Annotated in this window: 23 protein-coding genes; 9 read left to right on the forward strand and 14 right to left on the reverse strand. The window is 72.2% G+C overall.

Annotated features, from left to right (window positions below; translation table 11 throughout):
- Positions 1-262 precede the first annotated feature (262 nt).
- Positions 263-595: a hypothetical protein gene (locus NOSIN_RS26690; protein WP_143832891.1), complete on the reverse strand. Its 333-nt coding sequence runs from the start codon at positions 593-595 to the stop codon at positions 263-265.
- Positions 596-2,316: 1,721 nt separating this feature from the next.
- Between NOSIN_RS26690 and NOSIN_RS08705 the strand changes: the two genes are divergently transcribed.
- From NOSIN_RS08705 to NOSIN_RS08715, 3 genes are all read left to right on the forward strand, one after another.
- Positions 2,317-2,544: a hypothetical protein gene (locus NOSIN_RS08705; protein ID WP_077690245.1), complete on the forward strand. Its 228-nt coding sequence runs from the start codon at positions 2,317-2,319 to the stop codon at positions 2,542-2,544.
- Positions 2,545-2,730: 186 nt separating this feature from the next.
- The gene (locus tag NOSIN_RS08710; protein WP_077690246.1) at positions 2,731-3,585 is read left to right on the forward strand and encodes an alpha/beta fold hydrolase; all 855 of its coding nucleotides are present in this window, start codon (positions 2,731-2,733) and stop codon (positions 3,583-3,585) included.
- A 285-nt stretch (positions 3,586-3,870) separates the two neighbouring features.
- Positions 3,871-4,947, forward strand: coding sequence for a tyrosine-type recombinase/integrase (locus tag NOSIN_RS08715; RefSeq protein ID WP_236743329.1), 1,077 nt, complete (start codon positions 3,871-3,873; stop codon positions 4,945-4,947).
- Between the two features lie 104 nt (positions 4,948-5,051).
- Here NOSIN_RS08715 and NOSIN_RS08720 read toward each other — a convergent pair whose 3' ends face one another.
- The 4 genes from NOSIN_RS08720 to NOSIN_RS08735 all read right to left on the reverse strand — a co-directional run bounded on the left by NOSIN_RS08720 (position 5,052) and on the right by NOSIN_RS08735 (position 8,788).
- Positions 5,052-5,696 carry a response regulator gene (locus NOSIN_RS08720; protein WP_077690247.1) on the reverse strand — a complete coding sequence of 215 codons (645 nt, stop codon included), beginning with the start codon at positions 5,694-5,696 and terminating at the stop codon, positions 5,052-5,054.
- A complete protein-coding gene (locus NOSIN_RS08725; protein WP_077690248.1) occupies positions 5,674-6,945 on the reverse strand; it encodes a sensor histidine kinase in 1,272 nt (423 codons plus the stop codon). The genes NOSIN_RS08720 and NOSIN_RS08725 overlap by 23 nt, the downstream gene beginning before the upstream one ends.
- A 62-nt stretch (positions 6,946-7,007) precedes the next feature.
- Positions 7,008-7,874, reverse strand: a complete 867-nt coding sequence (locus tag NOSIN_RS08730) for an ABC transporter permease (protein WP_077690249.1) — start codon at positions 7,872-7,874, stop codon at positions 7,008-7,010.
- The gene (locus tag NOSIN_RS08735; protein ID WP_077690250.1) at positions 7,871-8,788 is read right to left on the reverse strand and encodes an ABC transporter ATP-binding protein; all 918 of its coding nucleotides are present in this window, start codon (positions 8,786-8,788) and stop codon (positions 7,871-7,873) included. Before NOSIN_RS08735 ends, NOSIN_RS08730 begins: the two co-directional genes overlap by 4 nt.
- Positions 8,789-9,099: 311 nt before the next feature.
- Here NOSIN_RS08735 and NOSIN_RS08740 point away from each other — a divergent pair, with 311 nt between their 5' ends.
- Entirely contained in the window at positions 9,100-10,089 is a 990-nt protein-coding gene (locus tag NOSIN_RS08740) for an exonuclease domain-containing protein (RefSeq protein WP_077690251.1), read from the forward strand.
- Between the two features lie 112 nt (positions 10,090-10,201).
- Here the strand turns inward: NOSIN_RS08740 and NOSIN_RS08745 are convergent, their stop codons facing one another.
- Positions 10,202-11,350, reverse strand: coding sequence for a baeRF2 domain-containing protein (locus NOSIN_RS08745; RefSeq protein WP_077690252.1), 1,149 nt, complete (start codon positions 11,348-11,350; stop codon positions 10,202-10,204).
- A 263-nt stretch (positions 11,351-11,613) separates the two neighbouring features.
- Between NOSIN_RS08745 and NOSIN_RS08750 the strand changes: the two genes are divergently transcribed.
- Entirely contained in the window at positions 11,614-12,486 is an 873-nt protein-coding gene (locus NOSIN_RS08750) for a helix-turn-helix domain-containing protein (protein WP_077690253.1), read from the forward strand.
- A gap of 159 nt (positions 12,487-12,645) precedes the next feature.
- Positions 12,646-13,035: a VOC family protein gene (locus NOSIN_RS08755; RefSeq protein WP_077690254.1), complete on the forward strand. Its 390-nt coding sequence runs from the start codon at positions 12,646-12,648 to the stop codon at positions 13,033-13,035.
- Here the strand turns inward: NOSIN_RS08755 and NOSIN_RS08760 are convergent.
- From NOSIN_RS08760 to NOSIN_RS08790, 7 genes are all read right to left on the reverse strand, one after another.
- On the reverse strand, positions 13,032-13,877 hold the full coding sequence (locus NOSIN_RS08760) for an alpha/beta fold hydrolase (RefSeq protein ID WP_269087585.1): 846 nt from the start codon (positions 13,875-13,877) through the stop codon (positions 13,032-13,034). The genes NOSIN_RS08755 and NOSIN_RS08760 overlap by 4 nt on opposite strands.
- Positions 13,878-14,154: 277 nt before the next feature.
- A complete protein-coding gene (locus NOSIN_RS08765) occupies positions 14,155-15,390 on the reverse strand; it encodes an MFS transporter (RefSeq protein WP_077690255.1) in 1,236 nt (411 codons plus the stop codon).
- Between the two features lie 87 nt (positions 15,391-15,477).
- The gene (locus NOSIN_RS08770; RefSeq protein WP_170293584.1) at positions 15,478-16,380 is read right to left on the reverse strand and encodes a cytochrome c oxidase assembly protein; all 903 of its coding nucleotides are present in this window, start codon (positions 16,378-16,380) and stop codon (positions 15,478-15,480) included.
- A complete protein-coding gene (locus tag NOSIN_RS08775) occupies positions 16,335-16,823 on the reverse strand; it encodes a DUF2243 domain-containing protein (protein WP_143832893.1) in 489 nt (162 codons plus the stop codon). Before NOSIN_RS08775 ends, NOSIN_RS08770 begins: the two co-directional genes overlap by 46 nt.
- A gap of 169 nt (positions 16,824-16,992) precedes the next feature.
- On the reverse strand, positions 16,993-17,484 hold the full coding sequence (locus tag NOSIN_RS08780; RefSeq protein ID WP_077690256.1) for a MarR family winged helix-turn-helix transcriptional regulator: 492 nt from the start codon (positions 17,482-17,484) through the stop codon (positions 16,993-16,995).
- Positions 17,485-17,646: 162 nt separating this feature from the next.
- The gene (locus tag NOSIN_RS08785; RefSeq protein WP_077690257.1) at positions 17,647-18,324 is read right to left on the reverse strand and encodes a hypothetical protein; all 678 of its coding nucleotides are present in this window, start codon (positions 18,322-18,324) and stop codon (positions 17,647-17,649) included.
- Positions 18,325-18,458: 134 nt separating this feature from the next.
- Positions 18,459-20,444, reverse strand: coding sequence for a GTP-binding protein (locus NOSIN_RS08790; protein ID WP_077690258.1), 1,986 nt, complete (start codon positions 20,442-20,444; stop codon positions 18,459-18,461).
- 328 nt (positions 20,445-20,772) lie between these two features.
- Between NOSIN_RS08790 and NOSIN_RS08795 the strand changes: the two genes are divergently transcribed.
- From NOSIN_RS08795 to NOSIN_RS08805, 3 genes are all read left to right on the forward strand, one after another.
- Positions 20,773-22,383 carry an alkaline phosphatase D family protein gene (locus NOSIN_RS08795; RefSeq protein ID WP_077690259.1) on the forward strand — a complete coding sequence of 537 codons (1,611 nt, stop codon included), beginning with the start codon at positions 20,773-20,775 and terminating at the stop codon, positions 22,381-22,383.
- A 309-nt stretch (positions 22,384-22,692) separates the two neighbouring features.
- A complete protein-coding gene (locus NOSIN_RS08800; RefSeq protein ID WP_077690260.1) occupies positions 22,693-23,418 on the forward strand; it encodes a VOC family protein in 726 nt (241 codons plus the stop codon).
- A gap of 81 nt (positions 23,419-23,499) precedes the next feature.
- The gene (locus tag NOSIN_RS08805; protein ID WP_077690261.1) at positions 23,500-24,192 is read left to right on the forward strand and encodes an SDR family oxidoreductase; all 693 of its coding nucleotides are present in this window, start codon (positions 23,500-23,502) and stop codon (positions 24,190-24,192) included.
- 378 nt (positions 24,193-24,570) lie between these two features.
- Here NOSIN_RS08805 and NOSIN_RS08810 read toward each other — a convergent pair whose 3' ends face one another.
- Positions 24,571-25,272: a metal-dependent transcriptional regulator gene (locus NOSIN_RS08810; protein WP_077693500.1), complete on the reverse strand. Its 702-nt coding sequence runs from the start codon at positions 25,270-25,272 to the stop codon at positions 24,571-24,573.
- Positions 25,273-25,391 lie beyond the last annotated feature (119 nt).

Consider the following 25,391-nt stretch of genomic DNA (forward strand, 5'->3'; position numbering starts at 1 on the left):
CACACCAACGTGGGGTTCTGGAGCTTGGCTTTTCCGCCAGCGTCAGTTACCTTCAGCACCAGCGAGCACAGCGATCCGTACGCCAGTGGTGACTGCTCGACTGTGAATCCCTAAGAATTTGTGAGGCGTGTTTGGCCGCTACCGAAAAAATGTTAAGAACAGCCGCAGGCAGCGGTATGCACGCCTGCCTCCTGCTTCTTCTTCCATTCAGCATCAGCCCCGGCACGCCTCCGGTAATAATTTTTTTCGCTCTCTTCGCCTCCTACTTAATATTTGTTTTTCTGTGTACAACGGTTGGCGTAATTGCATTCTCCCTGGCCAGAAGAAGCAAGTCCTCGGTCGGCCAGAACTCCCTGTCCGCCCCCATCGCCGCATCCGCAACTTTTGCAGCCCTGTTGTACGCCGCGCTGCCGGCATCCTTGGCTTTCAGCTGGGGGGCCACAACAGAAGTAATAACGGTTTCTTTTATTGCTTTCGTCCTCGGTTTCTTGTTGCAGTCAGTTTTTGTCAAGATCGCATTTTCACGATCCTTCGGAAAAGCCCTTATTTTTTGCTCTCTTGTGCTTCCAGTGATTCTGATCTCCCTTTTGTCCATTTCAACTGCGAGCTGATTTTTTATCCTTCCGATGCCGTTGGGGATGCGCGGCTTCTCGGACGGACAGGCCAGAGCCGGATAGGGAGCGGTTCTGGTGGAGGCCGGTAGTCGAAATAGTCGGTGTTCTCTCCTCCTCCTTCCACTTGATCACTCCGCGTGGTCGTCGGGGCGTGGTGAGACCATGGACTCCCCTCGGCCGCGGCCAGAGCGGTGATGTGCCGAGCATCCGGGAGAGGACCGGTGCCGAGACCGTCCGCTCCTTCCGCGCCTTCCTCACCGACTCCGCCTACGACTGGGCCGCCGAGCGCGAGAGAGGTTCGGCACCCACCCCAACCAGGTCTGCCACGAGTGGAACATCGCCCACCACCTGCAAGAATTCGAAGCCGATCCCGCCGGGTCCGCCCTCGCGTGGTCGGACGAGGTCGACGGTTTCCCCTTCGAAATCGTCGGTCTCGCCGCGAAAGACGCTGGCCGCCGTCTGAAGGACTTCGCCGGACCGGGCACGATCGTGATCGTGGCTACGGCGTCATGCCCGCGGTCTCGGCCGGGGACCCGATCGCGCTCTTGGGCGGCGAGTACCTGCGCCGCGCCGGAATCGAGGTGGCCGCGTGAACGCTGCCAGGTCGACATCGAGCGCGAGCCGGTTAGCCAAGACCGCCGCCTCCCGCCGCGCGGCCGCGCCCCAGGCCGTGCCGGAGGAGTTCACCGCCCGGCCGGAGCGGGGCCACACCGCGGCGCGCTCCAACCCGTTGCGGACCCACTGTGGATCTGAGCCCGGCCGACCACGTCCCCGGAGGTCGGATCGGCTACGTGCGGGAGACCGCATGCACCGTCTTCCCGCCCTCACGTCCGCTGACTGACCAAGACGCACGCGTCGGCGAGTGCGAGCCTTGCGACGTGGTGATGAAGCGCGCCAACCCGAAGCTGTTCCTGGACATGGCCGACGGCACGGCGGCGAGCTGCTACCACTGTGGCCGGGACACCCGCTTCCCATGGGGCGGGTGGTGAGATGTCCAAGGACTGGTCTCCCTGGCGGATCTAGGTACGCGCGGGTACGTGTAGGCGTGTACCTACTTCGGCGCGTGCACGCCTGCCTGGGCCGTGGCCACCACGGAACCCGTGACAGCGGGTTGCTGACCTGTGCGGACGCGAACCTGCGGAGGGTCCGCGCTTTCGCCTGAGGCTGCACGGGACCGCAGTCCTGGTGCGACCGCGGTCCTGTGCGGTTCTCGCGCACGGCACTCTCCCTCCGGAGAGCTGGCGGCCGCCGGAGGAGGCCGCCGGAGAAAGTGCGGCCGACGGCAGGTTCCCCGCGCGGTGCCGGCCCAGTTTCCCGAAGGTACGGCCAAGGGCGAGGCAGACCGATGTTCGCCCGTCGTGGAACGGGTAGGCAGGCGGGTGCGCACCTGCGCGCCCCGTGGGCCACGGGGGGGCGGCCTCCACGGCCGTGTGGCCCAGGGATGACACGGCGCGGGTGCGGGGCCGGGCGCCAACGGGGGTTGAGCGCGCACGGCCTGAGCTGGACCGCCGGCATCGGGGGATCCGCAGGGTCCGGTGAGATGTGGGAGCCCCCGCGCGACCGAGCGTTGCGCGGGGGCTTTTTCACACCCTCGTGGACACAGAGGGCAAACGCCCTGTCACTTCTTGCTTCTGGGGAGTGTCAGTGCAGGTCATCGGGATAGAGACCTCGGAGGACATGACCCACACACCCGAGGTTCCGCATGCGCAAGCTCGCCTCGTCCCTGGCGCTGGCCGCCGCCGTCCTGGCCCTGGGCGCCGCGCCCGCCCACGCCCAGCACGACGACGGCATGATCGCCGTTCCCACGCTGGTCTCCCTCCCTGTGCTGGAGAACCTCACCGACGCGGTGCAGGACAGCACGAAGGGCAGCAAGAAGGATCGCGGCAACGACGACGACTACTGGATCAACTACAAGCTGGTGGACCTCTGACGTCGGTCACAGGTCACGGTCGGACTTCCCCCGGTGATGGCGAGGGCGGTGGTCCGACCCCCGGAGGCCCTGCGCGACACCGCGTCGCGGGGCGTGGGGAACATCGGAACGAAAACCCGCGCTGAGCGCCGGATCCTGTCCGATGCTCCTCAACCCCCATGAAGGTGCGGGCGTAGCGTGGCTGACATGACTGCTCATCTGTCCCACGGCGAACGACTCCTCGCGGTCAACGGCGTCGAGCTGTGTGTCGAGACCTTCGGAGACCACACGGACCCGGCGATCGTGCTGGTCGCCGGGGCCTCTGCCTCGATGCTGTGGTGGGACGCCGAACTGTGCGAGCGAATCGCCGCCCGCGGCCGGTTCGTGGTCCGCTTCGACCACCGCGACACCGGCCGCTCGACCTGCTACCCGCCGGGTCGGCCGACGTACTCCTGCACCGACCTGGCCCGGGACGTGCTCGGCATCCAGGACGTCCTGGGCATCGAACGCGCCCATGTGGTCTGTCAGTCGATGTTCGGCCAGAGCGGTCTCATCCTCGGCGTGGACCACCCCCACCGGGTCGCGTCGCTGACGTTCGTCTCGAGCTCGACCGGGGCCGAGGACCTGCCACCGCCCTCCGGCGACCTGGCCATGCCCGCCCAACCGCGTTCCTCCGACACGGCCGCGGTCGTGGAGTACGTGATCGCCGACGCGCGGGCCTGCGCCGGCGACTCGCCGTACTTCGACGAGGCCGCGGTCCGGGCGCTGGTCGAACGCGACGTGGCGCGTGCCAGGAACTACACGTCCACGCTGGTCAACCACTACGCCATCGACCTGGACGGGCCGGCCCGCGGCGGCTTCGGTGACATCGCGGCGCCCACGCTCGTGGTCCATGGCGACCGGGACCCGCTCCTGCCGCCGGCGCACGGCGAGGCGCTGCGTGCGGCGATCCCCGGGGCCGAGCTGCTGGTCCTGCGGGGGGCCGGTCACGACCTGCCCGGGCCGGTGTGGGACGACTTCGTGTCGGCCCTGGTCCGGCACACGGGAGGCGGCCGCCCGTGAACCGGTCGCGGTCGGCGCCGTGGCTGCCGCTCTTCGACGGCCCCGCCGGCCCCGGGGCGGTGGCACGCCTGGCCGCTGAGGCGGAGAAGGCCGGGTGGGGCATCAGGTGAGCGCGGGAACGCACCTGGAGGGCACGCTCACCCGGTAGCCGTTCGAGCCCGTCGTTGCCTACGCTCCCACCTGAGTGACCTGGGTCACGATTGCCATTCTGGTGGTTCTGGCTTTCGATAAGCTGACTTGTCGCAACCCAGAAACGGACATCAGGCACACGAGAAAGGGGTGGGCGTGGACGCCGACTCCGAGCAGCCCGTGCTCTTCGACGAAGGCCGCTCCCGAACCGATACCGCTCCCGTGGTGCGCCCGGTGGCCGCCCCGGTGCCGGGAGCGATGTTCCGCCCGGCCGACGCCGAGCTCACCGCCTCGGCCGCGGCCCGCGTCGCCGACGGCTGGGCCGCCTCCACCCAGGCCGGCTACGCCCGCGACTGGAAGGCCTTCTCCTCCTGGTGCACGGAGGCGGGCCGCACCCCGCTCCCGGCCACCGCCGAGACGCTGGCCTCCTACGTCGACCACCGCGCCACCGCCGGCGCCGCCCCGGCCACCATCGACCGCGCCCTGGGCGCGATCGCCTCCCGCCACGACGCCGACGGACACGCGATCACCACCAAGGCCGCCCGGATGGCGCTGCGCTCCTACACCCGCCAGTGGGCCAGGGCGGGCGGTCGCCGCCGCCAGGCCCCCGCACTGACCGTGGACCAGCTCCGCCTCATGCTGGAGGCCGCAGGCCGGGGACTGCGGGGCCTGCGCGACCGCACCCTGCTCCTGCTCGGCTACGCCATGATGGCCCGCCGCAGCGAACTCGCCGCCCTGGACGTGGGCGACGTGCGCGTGGTCGCCGAGGGACTGGAGGCGTTCGTGGCCACCTCCAAGACCGACAAGGAATCCACCGGCGTGACGGTCGCCATCCCCTACGGCACCCACCTGAGCACCTGCCCGGTCCGCACCGCGGCGGCCTACCTCGCCGCCCTGGCCGAGAACGGGATCACCACCGGGCCGCTGCTGCGCTCCATCGACCGCCACGGCCGCCTCGCCGGCACCCCGAACGCGGCCGGGCGCGGATCGGGGCGCATGTCCGGGGCCGGGATCAACCTCGTGGTCAAACACCTGGCCGAGGCCACCGGGCTCGAAGGGGTCACCGCGCACTCCCTGCGCGCCGGGCCCGCCACCGCCGCGGCCGCCGCCCGCGTGCCCCGGGCCTGGATCGCCCGCCAGGGACGCTGGTCGGAGCGCTCCACCGCCGTGGACTCCTACATCCGTCCCGCCGACGCCTGGACCGACAACCCCCTGCGCCACCTGGGGCTGTGAACCACGGGCCGGAAGCCGCCGGAGGAGTGCGCCGCCCCTGGACTCCTTCGCTGCGGCCGAACCGGACGGGTGGCACGTCTTCGTGTCCGCCCGCCCGGCCCCGCTCAGCCGTCCAGGTAGCGCAGCACCGCCAGCACACGGCGGCTGTAGCCGGAGGTGTGGTCCAGGTGCAGCTTGTCGAAGATCGCGTTGACGTGCTTTTCCACCGCGCTCACCGACACGTGCAGCCGCTCGGCGATCGAGGTGTTGCTCAGACCCTGCGCCATGTGCTCCAGCACGGCGCGCTCGCGCGGGGTGAGGCGGGCCAGCGGGTCGGTGCGGGTGGTGCGCGCCAGAAGCTGGCGCACCACCTCCGGGTCGAAGGCCGCACCGCCCCCGCGCACCCGCTCCAGGGCCTCCAGGAACTCCCCCACCTCCGACACGCGGTCCTTGAGCAGGTAGCCGACCCGGCCGGAGCCCCCGGCCAGCAGTTCGGCGGCGTAGCGCCGCTCCACGTACTGCGACAGCACCAGCACCGCCACCCGCTCGTGTTCGGCGCGGATGCGCAGTGCCGCGCGCAGTCCCTCGTCGGTGTGGGTGGGCGGCATGCGCACGTCCACCACGGCGGCGTCGGGCGTGTGCTCGGCGACCGCGGCCAGCAGCGCGTCGGCGTCGCCGACCGCGGCCGCCACCTCGTGGCCCTCCTCCTCCAGCAGCCGCACCAGGCCCTCCCTCAGCAGGACCGAGTCATCGGCGATCACCAGGCGCATGGGGGCTCCGTATCCGTGGGGTCGTCAGCGGCAGGGCGGCGTGCACCGTGGTCGGGCCGCCCGGTGGACTGTGTACCGCCAGTGTGCCGTCCAGGGCCCGCACCCGCCTGGCCAACCCCGTCAGTCCGCTGCCCCCGGGGTCGGCGCCTCCCCGGCCGTCGTCCAGGACGCGCAGGTTCAGGGTGGCCTCCTCCTCGTCCAGGTGCACGATCACCGAGTGCGCCTCGGCGTGTTTGGCGGCGTTGGTGATGGCCTCGCGCGCCACGAAGTACACCGCCGTGGCCACCTCCTCGGGCGGTGGCGCCGACAGGTGCGCGCGCACCTGCACCGGGAGCGGGCTGCGTTCGGCGACCTCGGTCAGCGCCGACTCCAGGCCCAGGGTGTCCAGCGCGGTGGGGTAGACACGCCAGGCCACGTCCCGCAACTCGTCCAGCAGCACCCGTGTCTCGGTGTGGGCCTGGCGCACCAGGCGCTCGGTGCGCTCGGGGTCGCGGCCGCGCTGGGCCCGTCCCAACAGCATGGCCAGGGCCACCACCCGTTGTTGGACGCCGTCGTGCAGGTCGCGTTCGATGCGGCGCCGCTCCTCGTCCACGGCCCACACGATCCCCGACCGGGTGTGGGTGAGTTCGTCGATGCGCCGGTGGAGCAGGTCCTCCTGGCTGGGGCCGACCAGGCGGCGGGCCAGGGCGCGGTCGGCGGCCGAGGCCAGTGCCGCCACCAGCCACGTCGCCGCCAGGACGGCCAGGCCCAGGACCAGGCCGATACTGATGCTGGAGACGTACAGGTGCGCGCCGGGCATGGTGACGGGCACGATGGTGCCGTCCCCGGTCAGCAGCTCCAGGACGGCGCCGCCGAAGAACACCGCCAGCAGCAGCACCGCCAGCGGCGTCAGGTAGCCGCACGCCAGCGCCACCGGCAGGCGCAGCAGCAGGTAGGCCACGCGCGGGGCGGTCTCGGGCCGGGGGTCGATGGCGCATCCGGCCCACCGGGCCAGCCGGGCCAGGTCCGCCTCGCTCAGTCGCACCGCCCACCGGGACACCGCGCGGCGTGCCCGGTTGCGGGCGGAGGGGGCCAGGGCCGGGGAGGAGGCCAGTACCGCGGCCGCCGCCAGGGCCCAGACCAGGGTGAGGGCGGCGGTGCACAGCCCCAGCAGGGTGCCCGTCAGCTCGCGTCCGGCCCGCCTCAGGGGCGCGGCCACCGACCGCGCCCATGCGCGGGGGTCGTCTTCGGCCCCGGCCTGTCCGACCATTTCCGTCCCCTCTTCCCCGCCCTGCGCGTACCCGCGCGTACCCGCCGGCGTGTCCAGTGTGCTCAGGCGTCCCGGCGCCGGAGCACCAGGGCGCCCACCGCCAGGCTCGCCAGTGCCCAGCACACGAGTACCGTGCCGCCCGCCGGGGGTGAGAGCGCGTCATCGAAGCTCCCGATCACGAAGGCGCTGTCCACGAACGAGATTCCGGCGAAGAACGGCAGCCGGCCGGCGAGGTGGACGCCCATTTCGCTGCCCATCAGCAACAGCATCACCGGAAGGCCCAGGATCAGCATGAACACCGTGGTCAGGGCGGCGGCCGCCGACCGTAGTGCGGTACCGACTCCCACGGTGAGCACGGACACCGCGGTCAGGTACACGGCCATGCGTACCACGTCCACGGCGGCGTCCTTCGGGTGCAGGGTGCCGTAGCCCTCGAAGACCGGGTGCAGCATCACCAGGTGGGCCAGGAGCGTACCGACGGTGCCCATCACCACGGTGGCCACGAACACGGTGGCGGCCAGGGAGAGGACCTTCGCGGTGAGCATGCGCACCCGCGCCGGTACCGCCTGCAGGGTGGAGTGGATGGAGCGGGAGGAGTACTCGGAGGTGACGGCCGGCAGCGCCACGGCGATGACGGCGAACTGCACGACCCACATGGTGGCGTAGACCGCCATCTCCGAGGCGGGCACGTCGGCGGAGGGGACGAGGCCGTTCTGCATGTTGCTGATGACCGAGACCGCCGCGCCCGGTGCGACCACGGCCATCAGGAGCAGGGCTGTGGCCAGTCCCCACCAGGTGGAGCGCACCGAGCGGAGTTTGACCCATTCGGCGGAGGTGGTCGCGGCCAGGTCGGACAGGGCCCGCGCGGGGCCGGGGGCGCGGTCGGTGGAGGGGGCGGCGGGGACCGGGGGCCTGGTGGGGGTCGTCACGGTCGGTTCCTGCTTTCGGTGGTGTACTGCACGCTGTCGGCGGTCAGTTCGCGGTAGGCCTGTTCCAGGGAGGCGTCACGGGTGCTCAGCTCGTGCAGGGCCACCCCTGTCCGGTGGGCCAGTTCTCCGACCCGTTCGATGGGCACGCCGGTGACGACCAGTTCGCCCGGTCCGGGGAGCTCCACCTTCGCTCCCTCGCCCTCCAGGGCGGTGACCAGGTCCTCGGGGTGGGGTGCGCGGACCAGCACGGCCGTCCAGGCGCTGTTGCCCAGCACCTCGGCCAGGGGCGCGTCGGTGATGAGGCGCCCGCGGCCGATCACCACCAGGTGGTCGGCGGTCAGCTGCATCTCGCTCATGAGGTGGCTGGAGACGAACACGGTGCGCCCCTCCTCGGCCAGGGAGCGCATCAGGTCGCGGATCCAGCGCACACCGTCGGGGTCCAGGCCGTTGACCGGTTCGTCGAAGATCAGCAGGTCCGGGTCGCCCAGCAGTGCGGCGGCGATGCCCAGGCGCTGGCTCATGCCCAGGGAGAAGGCGCCCGCGCGTTTGCGTCCCACCTCGGACAGGCCCACGGTCTGCAGCACCTCGTCCACACGGCGGTCGGGGATGCGGTGGGTGCGGGCCAGCGACAGCAGGTGGGCGCGGGCGCTGCGGCCGGGGTGTACGGCCCGGGCGTCCAGGACGGCGCCCACGTGGTGCAGGGGCCGGTCCAGTTCGCGGTAGGGGCGGCCCCGGACCAGGGCCTGGCCGGAGGTGGGGTGGTCCAGGCCCAGCACCATGCGCATCGTCGTGGTCTTGCCGGCGCCGTTGGGGCCCAGGAAGCCGGTGACCCTGCCGGGGTGTACCTCCAGGTCCAGGGAGTCCACGGCGAGGGTCTCTCCGTAGCGTTTGGTCAGTCCCCGCAGGGTGATCATGGTCGGTCCCGTCGTCTCGTCGCAAAAGGAGTGGTGACCACGCTAGGGAGCGGGGACCGGGATGGACCATGGGGCGGACCGCCCGTCCACGGTGCGGTGCGTGCCCGGTGGGGGGTGGGGTTGTCCTCAGGAGGCGCCGCGGGGAAGGGATGCGCCGGTGTTCTCCGTTCCGGCTGAGGGAGCGGGCCGCGCGCGGGATGGGAGGCGTCGGCCGCGTCCGTCGTTTCCTCCGGTCGTGTCCGGCGGATCCGTGCACGGCGGTGCCCGCGCGCGGATAGCCTCGTTCCGTTCCCTGTTGCAGGAGGTGCTCGGTGTCCCACACCTGGACCGCGATCGACTTCGAGACCGCCAACCACGACCGTGGCAGCGCGTGCGCGGTCGGGCTGGTGCGGGTGCGCGACGGCGCGGTCGTGGACCGGTACACCACCCTGATCCGGCCGCCCCGGCAGGCGGACTTCTTCTCCCACCACAACACCGCCGTGCACGGCATCACCGCGGCCGACGTCGTCGACGCCCCCTCCTGGTCCCAGGTGCACACGCGCATCGTGGAGTTCGCCGACGGGGACCCGCTGGTGGCGCACAACGCCGCCTTCGACATGGGTGTGCTGCGTCGGGCCTGTGAGCACGCGGGGCTGTCCCACCCGGCGTGGGAGTACGCGTGCACGCTGGCGCTCTCGCGGCGTACCTGGACCGGGCTGTCCGATCACAAGCTGCCGACGGTGTGCGCCCACATCGGCCACCGGGTGGTGCACCACCACCGGGCCGACGCCGACGCCGAGGCCGCCGCGCACATCATGATCGCCGCCATGGCCCGGTACGGAAGCTCCTCGCTGGCCGACCTGGCCCGCGCCGCCCGGCTGGACCTGCGCCGGATGCAGGCCGCCGTCGGACAGCGGGGCCCGGTGCCCGAGCCCGTGGTGGAGCGGGCCGCGGCGGCGTCCTCGCCCGGCCCGGGCGAGGACCGCTTCGGCAGGTGGCAGCGGGACGCCCAGACCCCGCTGCCCGCCCCCTCCCCCGACGCCGACCCCTCCGGGCCGCTGTACGGGCGCATCGTGTGCGTCTCGGGCGACCTCGCGTCCATGGACAAGCCCGAGGTGTGGCGGCGTGTGGCCGAGGCGGGCGGCCACCCCGCCAAGAACGTCACCAGGAAGACCGATGTGCTCGTGGTGGGGAGTCACGGCGGTGCCGGCAAGACCGCCAAGCACCTGAGGGCCGAGGACTACCGTGCGCGCGGCCAGCGCATCGACTTCGTCGGCGAGGCCGAGCTGCTCGCCCTGCTGGGGATGACCACCGGGACCTGAACGGCCCGTGCGCGGTCCCGTCCGGGCCCGTCCGCCGGTCTTCCCGCCCGACCGCTACCGCGCGTGGTGGCCGCCCGCCTTCCCTCCGGAGGCGGGCGGCCACCCGTGTCGGTCAGGCCCCGTGCTGCTCGGTGTTGGGAAAGCGCAGGATGGCGCAGGTGCCGCTACTGGTGTGGCCGTGGTCGAGCAGTTCGCTGAACCCCGCGCCCGACGCCAGCGCCGAGCGCAGCATCAGCGCGCTGGCCGGGGCCCGAAACGCCGCGTCCGCGTCGTCCAGGTTCGCCGGCTTGTCGGCGACCAGTATCGGCTCGTGGGGCGAACCCCACAGCTCGGATTCGCCGTCGCGCTCCGCACCCAGCAGCAGGGTCTGCACCCGTGCCTCCGAGAGCATCGGCAGGACCTCCTTGGCGCCCTCCACCGCCTGGTCGTTGGCGAGTTTTTGCTGGTAGTCGGCGAGGATGTCGTCATGGCCGTCGATGACGAAGTCGCGCAGCGCCTCCTCGGCCGCCTCGTGCAGGCGCTCCTCCGCGTCGGGGCCGCCCCGTCCGCCGGGGACCAGCCTGATCGGGATGGTCAGCCTGCGCTCGCCCAGGTTCTCACGCAGGAAGGCGATGGCCTCCTCGTCGCCGCCGACGAAGATGACCCTGGCGTCCACCTCGGCGACCGCGTCGCGCACGTGCTGGGCGATCCTGCTGGCGTTCTCCCGCCATGTCTCGCGGGGGAAGTGCTTGCCGTCGAAGCGGCCGTTGTAACCGCTGAGGATGCCGGGTCCACCACGGCCCATGGTGTCGATGTTGCGCAGGTTGGCTCCGGAGAACTCGTGTTCGGAGACCGGTTTGGTGGAGGGCTTGGCCGTGTAGGCGAACACCTTGGCGTTGACCCGGTCCAGTGCCACCAGGACGTAGGGAAGGTAGCGTCCCCGGTCGATGACCAGGGGAAGGGGATCGGGGACCGGCATCAGCCGGGCGTGGTCCTGCCTGGGCGGCTCCGAGAGGGTGTAGGCGCCCAGCAGCCGCCCCTCGGAGGCGAACAGGGACTGGCCGTGGTTGCCGAAGGCCCGGGAGGAGCTCTCCCTCACCGCTTCCTCGAGTACGTCCAGGGTGGTCTTGTCGGCGCCCTGGGAGGACAGGTCCTCGCGCAGGTGGCGCCAGCGCAGCTCAAGCTCCTTGGCGGCGTCGGTCCTGTCGCGGCTGGTGTCCAGGTGTACCGAGGCCACCGGAGCATCGCTCTCGTACAGAGGTCGCAGAAAACCCAGCTCCATGTATCCGCGGGGCGTGTGTCCCCGCCCCGCTCACCTCCTTCTCGGGGTCGGTCTGCGGGCCATCCTCGGTTCCATGCTGCTCACTCGGTGCGCGCCACGTCGATGCAGACACGCTCCTTGCCCAAGGATTTCCCGGCCTTGGCCTGCCACTACCCCGTGGTCCGGGAGACAAGTGGCGCCCGATCGGAGAGGGTCCCCAACTGTCGGGTGCGGCGGGGGGCCGTGTCCCTAACGTCGGTGGTGGAAGAGGAAGGGAGGACACCGTGCTGGACCGGCTCAACCAGGCGCTGGAGAAGGTCGAGGAGGACACCCGGGCACCGGTGGACGTGGCGGGGATGGCGCGCATCGCGCTCACCTCCGAGCACCACTTCCGCCGCCTGTTCTCGGCGCTGGCGGGGATGCCCCTGTCGGAGTACGTGCGGCGGCGCAGGCTCACGCTCGCGGGCACCGAGGTGCTCCGTGGGGAGGCGGGCCTGCTCGACATCGCGGTCCGCCACGGCTACGGGTCGGCGGAGGCCTTCGCCCGTGCGTTTCGCGCCATGCACGGCGTGGGGCCGGGTGAGGCCCGAAGGACCGGCGCGGTGCTCAACTCCCAACCGCGGATGACGTTTCGCCTGACCGTCGAGGGGAGCACCACCATGCGTTACCGGATCGTGGACAAGGAGGCCCTGCGCCTCGTGGGACCCAGGGCCAGGGTGCCGCTGGTGTACGAGGGGGAGAATCCGGCCATCACCGAGTTCGTCCAAGGGCTGGGCGGAGAGGTTCACCGGGAGTTGGCGCGGCTGTCCGACCAGGAGCCGCGCGGTGTCCTGTCGGTGAGCGCGGACATCGGCCTGCCCGCGGAGGAGGGCAGCGAACTGGACTACTACCAGGCGGCGGCCACCTCCGCGCCCGCCCCGGAGGGGATGGAGGTCCTCCGGGTGCCCGCGGGTACCTGGGTGGTCTTTCCCTTCGAGGGCCCCTCGGGGAGCTTCCCGGAGTCCCTGCAGCGGATGTGGGCGGACGCTTTCGCGCAGTGGTTCCCCTCCCATCCCTCCTACCGGATCAAGGAGGGGCCCTCGATCCTGAGGGTGGACTACGGGCAGGACCCCACCTCCGCCGAGGGCGACCTGTGGCTGCCGGTCGAGCGGGCCTGAGGGAGGTCGGCCTTCGCGGCCCCGGCTCCGGCCGGGGCCGCGCGGCGGGGACCGGGGATCCGTTGGCACCGCCTCCCACGGCCGCCGAATGTCACCACCGCCGGAAAGACTGGGGGTGGGAGCCGTCGAAGGGCTTCCCCGGCAACCCTGGAGGCCGTCATGGACTGGAAGATCGAGTTGGTCGTCGCCCCGGTGGGGGACGTGGCGCGGGCCAAGGAGTTCTACACCGGGATCGGCTTCGCGGCCGACTTCGACAAGGGGGAGGGAGAGGACCGCATGGTCCAGGTGACTCCGCCGGGTTCGGGGTGCTCGGTCCTGCTCAGCCGCAGGGTCCAGCACGGTGCGCCCGGCTCGCTCTCCGCCCAACTGGTCGTGGACGACGTGGAGGCCGCGCGCGCCCACCTGGTCGAGCACGGGGCGCAGGCCTCACCGGTGCAGCACTTCACCGGTGAGGGCGCCCTGGTGGAGGGGCACGGCGAGCCGTGGAACTCCTTCGTGTTCTTCGCTGATCCCGACGGGAACCGGTGGTCGGTGCAGCAGCGCCCCTAGACACGGGCGCGGCAGCGGTCCAGGAAGCGGCGCAGTACCTCGTTGAACCGTTCGGACCGCTCCAGGTTGGGCAGGTGACCGGCGCCCTCGATGATCTCCACGACCGAGTCGGGGACCATCACGTGCATGGACTCGGTGAAGCCGGGCGGGGTGAACCTGTCGTGCTGGCCTCCCACCAACAGGGTCGGCGCGGACACCCGGCGCAGCAGGGGTACGTAGTCCTGGCGCCTGGCGCGGCCCAGCAGCGCGGCCGCCGCGCCCTCGGGAGGGGCCGCGTACATCATGGCGCGCACGTGGTCGGCCACCTCTGGCAGCTCCCGCACGTTGTCGGCGGTCATCATGCCCACGAGCATCTCGTCGGCGTAGCCGCGCATGCCCTCGGCGCGCAGCCGCTCGGCCATCGCCAGGCGGGCGGCCCTACCCTGTTCGGTCTCGGGGCGGGGGTTGGTGGCGGCCAGGGTCAGCGAGTCGATCCGGTCGGGGAAGAGCCGGTACAGCTCCAGTGCGACCTGTCCGCCCATCGACAGCCCCACCGCGCTCACCACGTCCAGACCCAGGTGGTCCAGGAGCGCGGACAGGTCGCGGGCGAAGGTGTCCAGGTTGGTGGTTCCGGGCACGACGGTGCTGCCCCCGTACCCGCGCAGGTCGGGGACGATCACCCGGTAGCCGCGTCCGGCCAGCGCCCTGACCTGCGGTTCCCACATGGTGCGGTCGAAGGGGTGGCCGTGGATGAAGAGGACGGGGTATCCGGCTCCGCGGTCGGTGTAGGTGACGCTGATCCCGCGCACGGAGGCGGTGCCCGGGCCGTCACTGTTCGCGGTGTTCGTCGTCTGGTGTGCCACAAGAACCGATGCTATTCACGTGCGCAAGGGGCGCTTTCACCGGGAGGGGCACACGGTGGGGCGTGGGGCCGGGCCGCAGGCGGTCCCTCCTCACCTGCGGCCCGGTGCACCGTGGCCCGCCGTCCTCGGGCACGGTGCGGCGGGGCGGGCGTCGTCCCGTCCCGCAGTGCCGGGGCGTTCGACGCCCGGCCACAGGGAAGACGCCCGTGGAAGCCGTCGGGTTCGGCCCCGTCCACCGAACGTGCCGGTCTCTTCGGCACGGCCCCCGGCGGGTTCTTCAGCGGCCGCCCGACGCGGTCCGCCGGGGGCGGCTTCGGCCCAGGACCAGCGCCGCCACCAGGTAGGGGGCGGCGAACAGCGCGAAGGCGGCGCTGTGGCCGGTCAGGGTGAACACCCCCGCGTACAGCGGGTAGGAGGCCGTGGTGAGGGCGTCGGTGCCCAGGGCGGCCACGGAGGTGACCGTGGCCCGGCTGGTGCCGGTGATGCGGTCCTGGAGGCGGGCGTCGGCGACCACGCCCGCCGCCTGGCACACACCGAAGCCCGCACCGAGCAGGACCCACCCCGGCGGCCCCGGGAGCAGGGCGCCGGCGGCGACGGCGGGCGCGGCCAGGCCCAGCAGGAGCGCGAGGGCTCCCACGGGCAGGCGGGAGACGGGGCCGGCGAGCAGGCCCCCGGCCGTGACGCACACCCACACCACCAGCACCACGACGGGCACCGTGTCGGTGGGAACACCGGACTCGGCGGCCAGCAGGGGGACGTACTCCTCCAGCATCATCCAGAACGAGGAGACCACGACCACCAGCGTGATCGCGCCGCGCACCCGGCGGCTGGAGCGGGCCTGGGCCAGCCCCTCGCGCAGGGCGGCCCGGTAACCGCGGGGCTCCCCCTCGCCGGAGCCGTCGGCGTGGTCGGCGGCCGCCGCGCCGGCGCGGTGCTCGGGCAGGGCCAGCGCGGCCAGGGAGCACAGCACGCAGGCGGTGACGCTGCCCGCGCCGACCGCGGTGTAGCCGCCGTGGGCCATGACGGGGATCGCGAGCAGGGTGGCGGCTCCGACGGCGGCCACGTCCAGGGCGCGGACCACACCCATGACCCGGGCGTAGCGCTCGGTGGCGCCTCGGTGGCCGAGTTCGGTGTAGACGAGGGCTTCCAGTGCCCCGGAGGCCAGGGCGCCGCCCGCGCCCCACAGGACGAAGCCCGCGGCGAAGGCCCAGTAGCCGGGCCAGAGCAGCCACAGCGAGAACCCGGCGGCGGACAGGAGCGGTGCGGCGGCCAGCAGATAGCGGCGGGGCACCACGTCGGCCCAGGCCCCGGCGGGCACGGACACGGCGACGGAGGTCAGGGACCAGACCGCGAACAGGGAGCTGATCTGGGCGACGGACAGGCCGCTCTGGTCGAACAGGACCGCGTACAGCGGGTAGAGGAGGACGAACTCCCCCAGTGCCGCGTAGGCGTACAGGGGCCGGGTCAGGCGGAGCGCGCGTGCGTGGGCCGCGCGCGAGGGCGAGGTGGTCATGGAGGTCTCTCGGTCGAGCGGACGAGGGCGCCGGGGCGGGGGTGCGCCCGGTGGGCCGCGTGCTCGGGCCGAGGACCGGTGAAGGACTTAATGTCGCTGGAACATGGCTCCAGGATAGGCGTGGGCGCCGCGTTCGGCCAGGGGGCGCGGTGTGCGGGACCGGCGGCGGTACCAGCCGGCGAACAGGGCCACGGCCAGGAGCAGTTCGGCCAGGTCGCCGCCGTAGTACATGAGTTGGGCGGCCTCCTCCGCCAGTGCGGTGTGCGCGGCCCCCGGCGGCCAGGTGTGGGGGTGGGCGTAGAGGAGTTTGGCCAGGAACGAGTGCGCGGCGATGGCCAGGAGCAGGGTCGTGAGCCGGGTGGCCGTGCCGGGGCGGCGCGGTGCGGGGTCGGGGCCGGCGAGGGACCAGGCGAACAGGTAGCCGGCGGCGAGGTAGTGCAGGTACACCAGGGCCTGTACCGGCGGGTGGGTCTGCATGGCCGTGTGCAGGGGGGTGAGGTGGACCAGGTAGAGGACGCCGGTGTCGAGCAGCAGGGCGGTGGCCGGATGGCCCAGGACGTGCACGGGGCGGCTGCGCAGCACACGGGCCACCGGGCGGCGCCGCGTGGCCGGCAGGGTGCGCAGGCCCAGGGTGAGGGGAGCGGCCATGACCAGCGCCAGGGGTGCGTACATGCCGATGAACAGGTGCTGGAGCATGTGGACGCGCGGATCGTGGTGGGCGGTGTGTGTCAGGGACGGCAGCAGCAGGGCGGCGGCCAGCAGCGCCACCCCCAGGGTGAAGGAGGCCGTGCGCAGGCCGTTCCAGCCGCGCGGTGTGCGCCGTGCCCGTCGCGCCGCGGCGGTGTAGGCGAGCAGGGCGATGGCGAGCAGGACCAGGGCCGGTGCCGTTCCCCAGGCGCAAAGGGCCGGTCCGGTGCCCTCGTGGACGGGGTGGGCCGGGCCCGTCACGGCGCGGTCGGGCGGTCGGCCCCGGGTGCGCGGCGTGCCCACCAGGCCGTGAGCGCTCCGGCGGCCAGCAACAGCACGGCCGTGCCGTTCCACGCCAGGTCGTAGGGCAGCAGGTCGACGCCGTAGCGGATCTGGTGCAGTCCGAGCACCTTGTGGTCGATGATGCCGTCGAAGAGCTGGAAGCCGCCCATGCCCAGCAGCAGGCCCGCCCACGCGGCACGCCGGTGCAGGGCGTGGCGTCGGTTCAGGTCGGCGAGGAGGAAGAAGCCCGCGACCAGTGCGATGAGTTCGCCGGCGTGCAGCAGTCCGTCGGACAGCAGCGCCACCGTCGGGGTGGAGCGGTCGTAGAAGTGGTGCCAGGCCAGGATCTGGTGGAAGACGATCTCGTCGACCGCGGCCATCAGGCCGATACCGATCAGGGCTGTGGCCGCCAGCGACCGGCCCCACCGCGTGTCGTACTCCTTGCCCCTTCTTCCCGTTCCCATGCAGGTCCTCGTGTCCGGAGGGTCGCGGTGTCCGCGGGAGCGGCGGCGGTGTGTCCGCCCCCGGGCGCCCCGGGGGTGCACCGCGCGCCCCGGGTCCACGATGCCATCGGCGGCCGAGCGGAGAACGGTGCCGCGCCGGACGGGGTTGGTGCCGGTGGAGGGGCGGGCGTCAGTCGCCGTGGAGTTCGCGGGCCCACGCCTCCAGGCCGGCGGCGAACCCCTCCCGCTGGCTCGGGGAGAGCCGCTCGAAGGTGCGCAGCAGCGGCCGGGCCCTGCGCGCCATGAACGCGCGCATGAGGTCGCGGTGCTCCGGGGCCAGGGACACCAGGACGCGCCGCCGGTTGGCGGGGTCGCTGCGGCGCTCCACCAGACCCACCCGGGACAGGTCGCCGACCAGTTCGCTGACGGTGGACAGGCCCACCTCCAGGCGGGAGGACAGCTCGCCCACGCCGAGTTCCTGTCCGTGGGAGAGCTGTGCCAGTACCGCGCCGTGCCGGGCGGTGAGGCGGTTCTCGGTGAACAGCCGGTGCAGCTCCTCGGGCATCTCGGAGTGGGCGCGCCGGTAGTAGGCCTCGATCAGGGGCACGAAGCGCAGTGCCCCCTCGACCAGTGCGCGGTCCGGAACGTGTGTCTCGTCACCGGTCCCGCCCCGGTCGGCCATGTCCTGGTTCACGGGCCCGATGCTATCGGGAGCGTGGCCGGCCGGCGTTCGGCGGACGGCTCGCACCGGTGGGCGCGGGGCGGGAGCGCGCGTGCGGACCGGGTCCGGCCGCTCGCGGCGGTGTGCGCGGCGGCTTCCCGGAGAGCGGGTGTGCGGGGCAGGTCAGGCCGGACGGTAGAACACCGGCAGGGCGGTCATGCCGTTGGCCCTGAGCCTGGCGCGGACGAACCGGTGGAAGCTGGGCCGGGGAAGCTGCCTGAGCAGGAAGGATGCCGGGCCCGTCGGCAGGCGCGCGTAGTTGACCAGGGGGAAGGGCGACTCCTCCAGGGCGCGCAGGGGCGTTGAGTTGTCGACGCCGGTCTTGGCCGTGTACCAGCCGGTCAGCTCCTCCCACACGCGTGCGGCCGTGTCGCCGTCGGCGGCACGGAAGTGGTTGAACAGGTAGGTGCCGTCCGCGGGGTGCTCGGTGTCCCCGATCCGGGCGTGCTCGCGTGCGGGCATGACCAGGTCGGCGCCGAGCCTGTCGGGGGCCGCGGCCCGGCGTACCCCCTCCAGGGCCTCGGGGGAGTCGGTCTCCACGAGCATGGTGACGTCGAACCTGGGGGCTCCCCTCAGCGGTGGCATCAGGACCGCCTCGAAGACCCGGGCGCGCAGTACGTCGGGGCGCTCGACCAGGGTTCGTGCCAGGGACAGGCACTCCTGGACGGCGTCGTCGCGCTCGGCGCTGCGGCGCGGGAGGGGGCCGTGGGGCGGTGCCACGGACAGGGCGATGTAGAGGTGGCCCGAGGGTGAGGGTGCGCGCAGGTCGGCCTTCGGGTACGGGGTGTTCTCCGGTGCCATGGTCGCTCTCCTTTCGACACGGCACATCATACTTCGGATATCCGAAGTATTGTGCGGGGGTGCCGATATCCGAAGTGTGGTGCGGGCTGACCGGGGGTTCCGCTCGCGCGGCGCCGCGCGAGCGGAACCCCCGGTCAGCCGTGCCCGCCGGGACCGGACCGGCCCAGGTGGATCAGGTACTCCTGCCGGTTCAGCGGGTTGCCGTCGGTGCGGGCCCGACGCGGCGGGGTGCCGGTCACCGGACGGCTTCCCGACCTGCGCCCCAGCCACAGGCCCCGGCCCCCGGTCAGTCCGGGCAGTGCGCTCTGGAAGGTGTGGACGGCGCTGGTGGGCATCTCCCCGGTCAGCGTCCACGTGTGCGCGTCGAGCACGGAGTCGTGCACCCGCCCGCCCAGCCCCGTCAGGCGGGGCAGGACCCGGTTCAGAGAGTGGGCCGGAACCTCCAGTACGAAGGCGTGCACGGGTGCCAGCACCCGCGTGCCCGCCCGCAGCAGCGCACGCATGAGCACCATCGGGGTCAGGCAGCGAAAGTCCCGGGCCGTGGTGCCCGGGGTGAAGCCGCTGTGGGTCAGGACCACCACGCAGTCGGTGACCTGCCACCCGTACAGGCCCTGTTCCAGGGTGTGGTGGACCGTCTCGACCAGGGCGCGGTCGAAGGAGGGCAGCAGCGCGCCCAGCTCCACCTCGCGGCGGAACACGACGCCGCTGTCCCTCTCCCCCGGTTCCACACGCAGCCCCACGGTCGCGGGGAAGCCGTCCGGGGGCTGCTCCCAGAAGGTCTGCACGGCCCGGCCCACACCGTTGGGGCGCTCGGTGTACACGACGCTGCTGGGTTCGAAGACCGCCTCCACGCCGAAGTCCTCGGCCAGGGTCGCGGCCACGACCTCCTTCTGCACCTCCCCGTACAGCAGTACCGACACGCCCCGCCCCGGCACCGTGCGCACGCCGATCAGCGGATCCTGGTCGGCGAGCGCGGCCAGGGCCGCGTGCAGGCGCGGCCCCTGCCCGGGGCGTCGGGGACGTGCGAGCGACTCCAGGGAGGGGCGGGCGAAGGCCGCCCGCGCCGACCCGCTGGGCGCGGGACCGAGCCGGTCGCCGACCCGGATGCCGGGCAGTCCCCGGATGCGGCCGATCTGTCCCGCCTCCAGGGTGCGGCCCTCACCGGGCCGGGCGCCCACCACCTCCAGGTGGGTGACGCGGCCCCGGTGCGGGTCCCCGTCGGGACGCTCGAAGAGGACGCTCTCGCGGGCGGCCAGACGGCCCGAGCGCAGCCGCAGGTAGGCGGTCTTCTCCCCCGAGGCCGAGCGTTCGATGGAGAACACCGTGCCGTGCGGCTCCCCCGTGCCCGGCCCGGGCGCGTTCACCGGGAACAGGGAGGTCAGCGCATCCACCAGTTCCGGTGTGCCCCGGCCGGTGAGGGCCGATCCGAACACCACCGGACACACCGACCCGTGCGCGACCTGCCGGGCCAGGATCCCGCGCAGCCGGAGCGGGTCGGGCAGGGGCAGGTCCTCCACCAAGCGGGTGAGCAGGTCCTCGTCACGCTCGGCGAGGACCTCGGCGGCCCGGGAGGCGACGGCGGGGTCCTCCAGTGCCAGGGGCAGCGTGTGCGCGTCGGGCGTGCCCGCGCCGTGGACCCGGTTGAGCGCCAGCACGTGCGGGTACAGCAGGCGCCTGATGTCGGCGAGCACCCCGTCCGGGCGCGCGCCGCGGCGGTCGGCCTTGTTGACGAACAGCACGGTGGGAAGGCCCGCCTCGCGCAGGACGCGCGTCAGCGACCGGGTGTGGGCCTGGACGCCCTCGACCGCGGACAGGACCAGGACCGCGCCGTCGAGTACGGACAGGGCGCGTTCGACCTCGGCCACGAAGTCGGTGTGGCCCGGGGTGTCGATGAGGTTGATCTGCACGGGGCCGGCGCGAAACGGTGCGACGGCGGTGCGCACGGTGATGCCGCGCTCGCGTTCGATGCGGCCGCTGTCGGTGCGCGTGTCGCCGGAGTCCACACTGCCGAGGCGGTCGATGGCGCCGGCGTCGAAGAGCAGGCGCTCGGTGAGGCTGGTCTTACCGGCGTCGACGTGCGCGACGATGCCGATGTTCAGGGTTGCGGGAGCGGAAGGCAAAGGCGTCCTCGGGAACTCGTGTCCACATGCTGGTCTCGAAGGTTCCGTCGGATCGCCGCACGCCGTTGCTCCTCGCTGTGTAACTGCCGGTGACTCGCCTGATCATGATCTTCCGGCGGGGGGCGATCAACAGGTTTTCCCCCTTCCCGGCGTGTTGTGCCCCTGACCTGCGTCGCAACGGTCCGTCACCTGCTAGTCACCCATGGGGGACCAACGTTCACCACGCGGTGGTTGGGACGTTCCGCCTCCTGTGGCCGGATGGGACACGGTCCCCCGCCCGATCCGTCACGAGGTCGGGCTTCCCCCGTAACCCGTCAGGAGACCGTGCATGCCGGAAGCCCCCCGCACACCCGTCCGAGCCCCCGCCCCCGCGACCGTCCCCGCGGCCCCGACCGCGCGCACCACCCGGCGCCAGGCCCTGGTCGGCGGCGCGGCCACCCTGGGAGCCGTCGCTCTGGGCACCGCGTGGAGCACCGAGGCCCGCGCGGACACCGCCGCCAGACCGAGCGGTATCGGCGAGCCCTTCACCCTCGGCGTCGCCTCCGGCGACCCCTTCCACAGCAGCGTCGTGCTCTGGACCCGCCTGGCCCCCAACCCCTTCGCCGAGGACGGACTCGGCGGCATGCCCGACCGGCGGGTGGAGGTCGAGTGGCAGGTGGCGGAGGACGAGGGCTTCGGCCGCGTCGTCACCTCCGGGACCGTGGAGACGGGCCCCGACGCCGCCCACTCGGTGCACGTGGAGGCCCAGGGGCTGCGGCCCGGCGCCGAGTACTTCTACCGGTTCCGCGTCGGCACCGAGATCAGCCAGGTCGGCCGGACCAAGACCGCTCCTCCCCCGGGGATGCGGCTGGACCGGTTCTCCTTCGCGTTCGCCAGCTGCCAGAGCTACACCAGCGGCCACTACACCGCCCAGGCGCACCTGGCCGACGAGGACCTGGACCTGGTCGCCTTCCTGGGCGACTACATCTACGAGAGCGGCGCCCAGGGCGGCATCGGCCGAGGGCACATCCCCCAGGTGGAGGCCCGCACCCTGACCCAGTACCGGATCCGGCACGCCCAGTACAAGAGCGACGCCAACCTCCAGGCGGCGCACGCCGCGTTCCCGTGGGCGGTGGTCTTCGACGACCACGAGCTGGAGAACAACTGGGCCGACGAGCAGTCCAACGGGGAGGACGTGTCGGCCGAGGAGTTCCTCCGGCGGCGCGCCCAGGCGATGAAGGCCTACTACGAGCACATGCCGCTGCGCCGCGCCCAGCGGCCCGACGGCCCCGACCTGCGCCTCCACCGCAGGCTGTCCTTCGGAGACCTGGTGGACATGCACATGCTCGACACCCGCCAGTACCGCGACCCGCAGGTGGGCGACTCCGGGCACGGCGACCCCTCACGCACCCTGCTGGGCGCCGGGCAGAAGCAGTGGCTGTTCGAGGGGCTGTCCTCCTCGCGGGCCCGCTGGAACGTGCTCGCCCAGCAGGTGTTCTTCTCCCAGCGCGACTTCCTCGACGGCGAGGCGACCAACTTCAGCAACGACGCCTGGGACGGCTACCGCGTCGAGCGCGACGAGGTCCGCGACCGGCTGGCGCGCGTGCGCAACGGGGTGGTGATCACCGGTGACGTGCACGCCAACTACGTGTGCGACGTCAAGGCCGACTTCGACGCCCCGGAGTCGGCGACGGTGGCCACCGAGCTGGTGGGCACGTCCTTCACCAGCGGCGGCGACGGCGCGGACCAGAACCCGGGTGACGCGGTGCAGCTGCGACAGAACCCCCACATCAGGTTCATCAACCGCAAACGGGGTTATGTGCGCAACGTCGTCACGCCCACCGAGTGGACGGTCGACTACCGGATCGTGGACTACGTGAGCGAGCCGGGCGCGCCCATCAGCGACCGGGCGCGGTTCGTCATCGACGACGGTGTCGCGGGCGTGCGCGCCCAGGGGTGAGACGGGCCCGGCCGTGGTGCCCGGTCCGGGGCCGACCGGCGGGTGGCGCGCACCCGCGGCCGGCCCCGGACCGGGCGGCGGCTCAGCGGCGCTGGATTCCGGTCGGGTGTCCACGACGTCCCACGGCGCCCTTCCTGAGATCACGTGGTCCCAGAGCCCGGGGATCCGGCTCCGAGAAACGAGACCCCCGTCCCTGACCGAATCGGGTTGCTTGTCGGTTTCCGGGTGCGTAGCGTTGTCGGCCCCCGTGCTCGAAGGCGCGCCCTGGTCGCGCCCCTGTGAACCAGCGGATCGAGGGTGTGCAGAGGAATGACGTCCCGACTCATCGCGCTCTGCTTCGACGCGAACGACCCGGTCGGTCTCGCGCGCTTTTGGTCCGGCGTCCTGGGCTGGGAGACGACCGACGACCCCGACGAGGGCGTCACGCTCGTGCCGACCGACGACACCGGGTTCCGGATCCGATTCGTCGACACCCGGGAACAGAAGTCCGGCCCCAACCAGATGCACTTCGATCTCACGAGCACCTCCCTCGACGACCAGCGCCAGACCGTGGCCAGGTCGCTCGAACTGGGTGCCCGGCACATCGACGTCGGGCAACTTCCGGAGGAGGGCCACGTGGTGCTCGCCGACCCCGAGGGCAACGAGTTCTGCGTCATCGCGCCGGGCAACGACTTCCTTGCCGACTGCGGATTCGTCGGAGCGGTCGCCTGCGAGGGCTCGCAGGAGGCCGGGTACTTCTGGAGCCGGGCGCTGGGATGGCCGCTGGTCTGGGACCAGGATCAGGAAACCGCGATCCGCTCACCGCACGGCGGCCCGAAGATCACCTGGGGCGGTCCGCCACTGATGCCGAGGACCGGGACGAAGAACCGGCTGCACTTGGACCTCGCTCCACCCGCCGACGGTGGCCAGCAGGCTGAGGCGGACCGCCTCGTCTCCCTCGGAGCGACCCGCACCGACATCGGTCAGGGCGAGGTCGGCCGGGTGGTGATGGCGGACCCCGACGGCCATGAGTTCTGTCTGTTGACTCCTCGATAGCACGACCGGCTCTCCTGGGCGGCCCTCCCGTCCGTGCCGGGGCACCCGCGTCGGACCCGTGCGCACTGGCAGAATCGCGTCATGGACGCTCAGGGCGAGATCATGGTCACCGGCGCCACCGGTGGAATCGGCTCCGCGGTGGTCGCCGAACTCGCGCGGCGGGGCCACCCGGTGACGGCCGCGGGGCGCGACGGAGAGCGGCTTCGCCGCCTCTGCGACCACCATCAGGGCGTCACCGCGGCGCGTATCGACCTGCGTGAACCCGAGGGGCCGGCCGCACTGGGCGCGGGCCGTGAACGGGTGGCGGCCCTGGTCCACTGCGCCGGGGTCGCTCCGGTGGCCGGCGTCGCCGAGACCTCATGGCACACGTGGTCCGACGTGCTGGCGGTGAACCTCGTCGGCCCGGCCGAGGCGACCCGGGCACTGCTGCCCGCTCTACGTGCCGCGCGGGGCCATGTCGTGTTCGTCAACGCGGCTCCGGGCGTGCACGGCGTTCCGCGCTGGTCGGCCTACACCGCGAGCAAGGCCGGGCTGCGCGAGCTCGCCGACGCACTGCGCGCCGAGGAGGCCGCACACGGTGTACGGGTCACCAGCGTGTACCCGCGCGGCACCGACACGGCGCTGCTGCGCGCGGTCAGGGCGGCCTTCGGCCGTGACTTCGACCCCGCGGCGTGCGTGCGGCCCGCGACGGTCGCCGCCGTCGTCGCCGACACGATCGCCGCGCCGCCCGACGGTTATCCGACCGAGGTCGTCGTGTCGTCCCCCCACCCCTGACCCACACCGACCGACGCCGCTTTTCGCCTGGTCGGGAGGTAGGACAAGCGGGGATCTCCGAGTGGTCCGGTCTCGCCGTGTGCTTTGCCCGGTACCGGATGGCTCTGGCTTTCGGCGACCCCCGGACAGCAGTGGCGAGGGCTTCGCGCGGCCAGAAGCTGGGGATGCCGGCCTCGGTTTACAACTGCGGCTCGCGCTGTCGGTCGCGCAGCTCCGACTCCGGAGAGACCACCTCGGCCACCGGTTCCACCGCCCGCGGCGGGAACCAGGTCTGCTCCGTATCCTCCGTGGGCATTTCGATGTCTCCGGGTGTCGGATCGTTCTCGTCACCCACAGTATTCATTTGCTTTGGGCGGTGGCGATGTTCCTGGAAAATCCCTACCCGTTGCCGTCGGTGCTGATCCACAGGGACTCGGCGGCCACCAGGCCCAGGGACTGGGAGCGCTCGGGAGAGTCCTCGTCGGGGCGCACGGTGAGCTGCATCGACCCGGCGAAGGGCCGGCGCTCGACCACCTCCACGCGCATCCCGATGCCGAGCTCGATCTCGGCCAGGTAGCGCAGCAGGTCGGGCTCGGTGTCGTTGACGCGCACGATCACCCCGCTGACACCCTTGTCCGCCTCCGAGAGCAGCACGCTCTCGTGCTGGACGATGTGGCCGTCGCGGGTGGGGATGGGGTCCCCGTGCGGGTCGACCACCGGGTCGCCCAGGTGGGTGGCTATGCGGTCGACGAACTTGTCCGAGACCACGTGTTCGAGGATCTCGGCCTCGTCGTGCACCTCGTCCCAGGAGTAGTCCAACTCGGCGACCAGGTAGGTCTCCAACAAACGGTGGCGGCGCAGCACCGAAAGCGCCGCCTTGGTCCCGGGCTCGGTGAGGGTGACCGCGCCGTAGCGCCGGTGCTCCACCAGGCCCAGCTCGCTGAGTTTGCGGAGCATGCCCGACACCGAGGAGTTGGACACCGACAGGCGCTCGGCCATACCGGAGATGGTCACGGGTCCGGTGCCGCGTTCCTGGAGGTCGTAGATGACCTTCACGTAGTCCTCAACCGACGTGGACGGTCGTGTCGGTGCGTTTTCCATGCCCATAACCGTATCGCGGACCGCTCATCGGCCACCATTTGTGCACCGTGCCTGTGGACGGCCCCGAAGCGGTTCGCCCCTCCCCGGATTTGGTCTGCGCGGAAGCGTTTGGTCGAATC

Origin of the sequence: Nocardiopsis sinuspersici, from assembly GCF_001998325.1 — a bacterium.
GTDB lineage: Bacteria > Actinomycetota > Actinomycetes > Streptosporangiales > Streptosporangiaceae > Nocardiopsis > Nocardiopsis sinuspersici.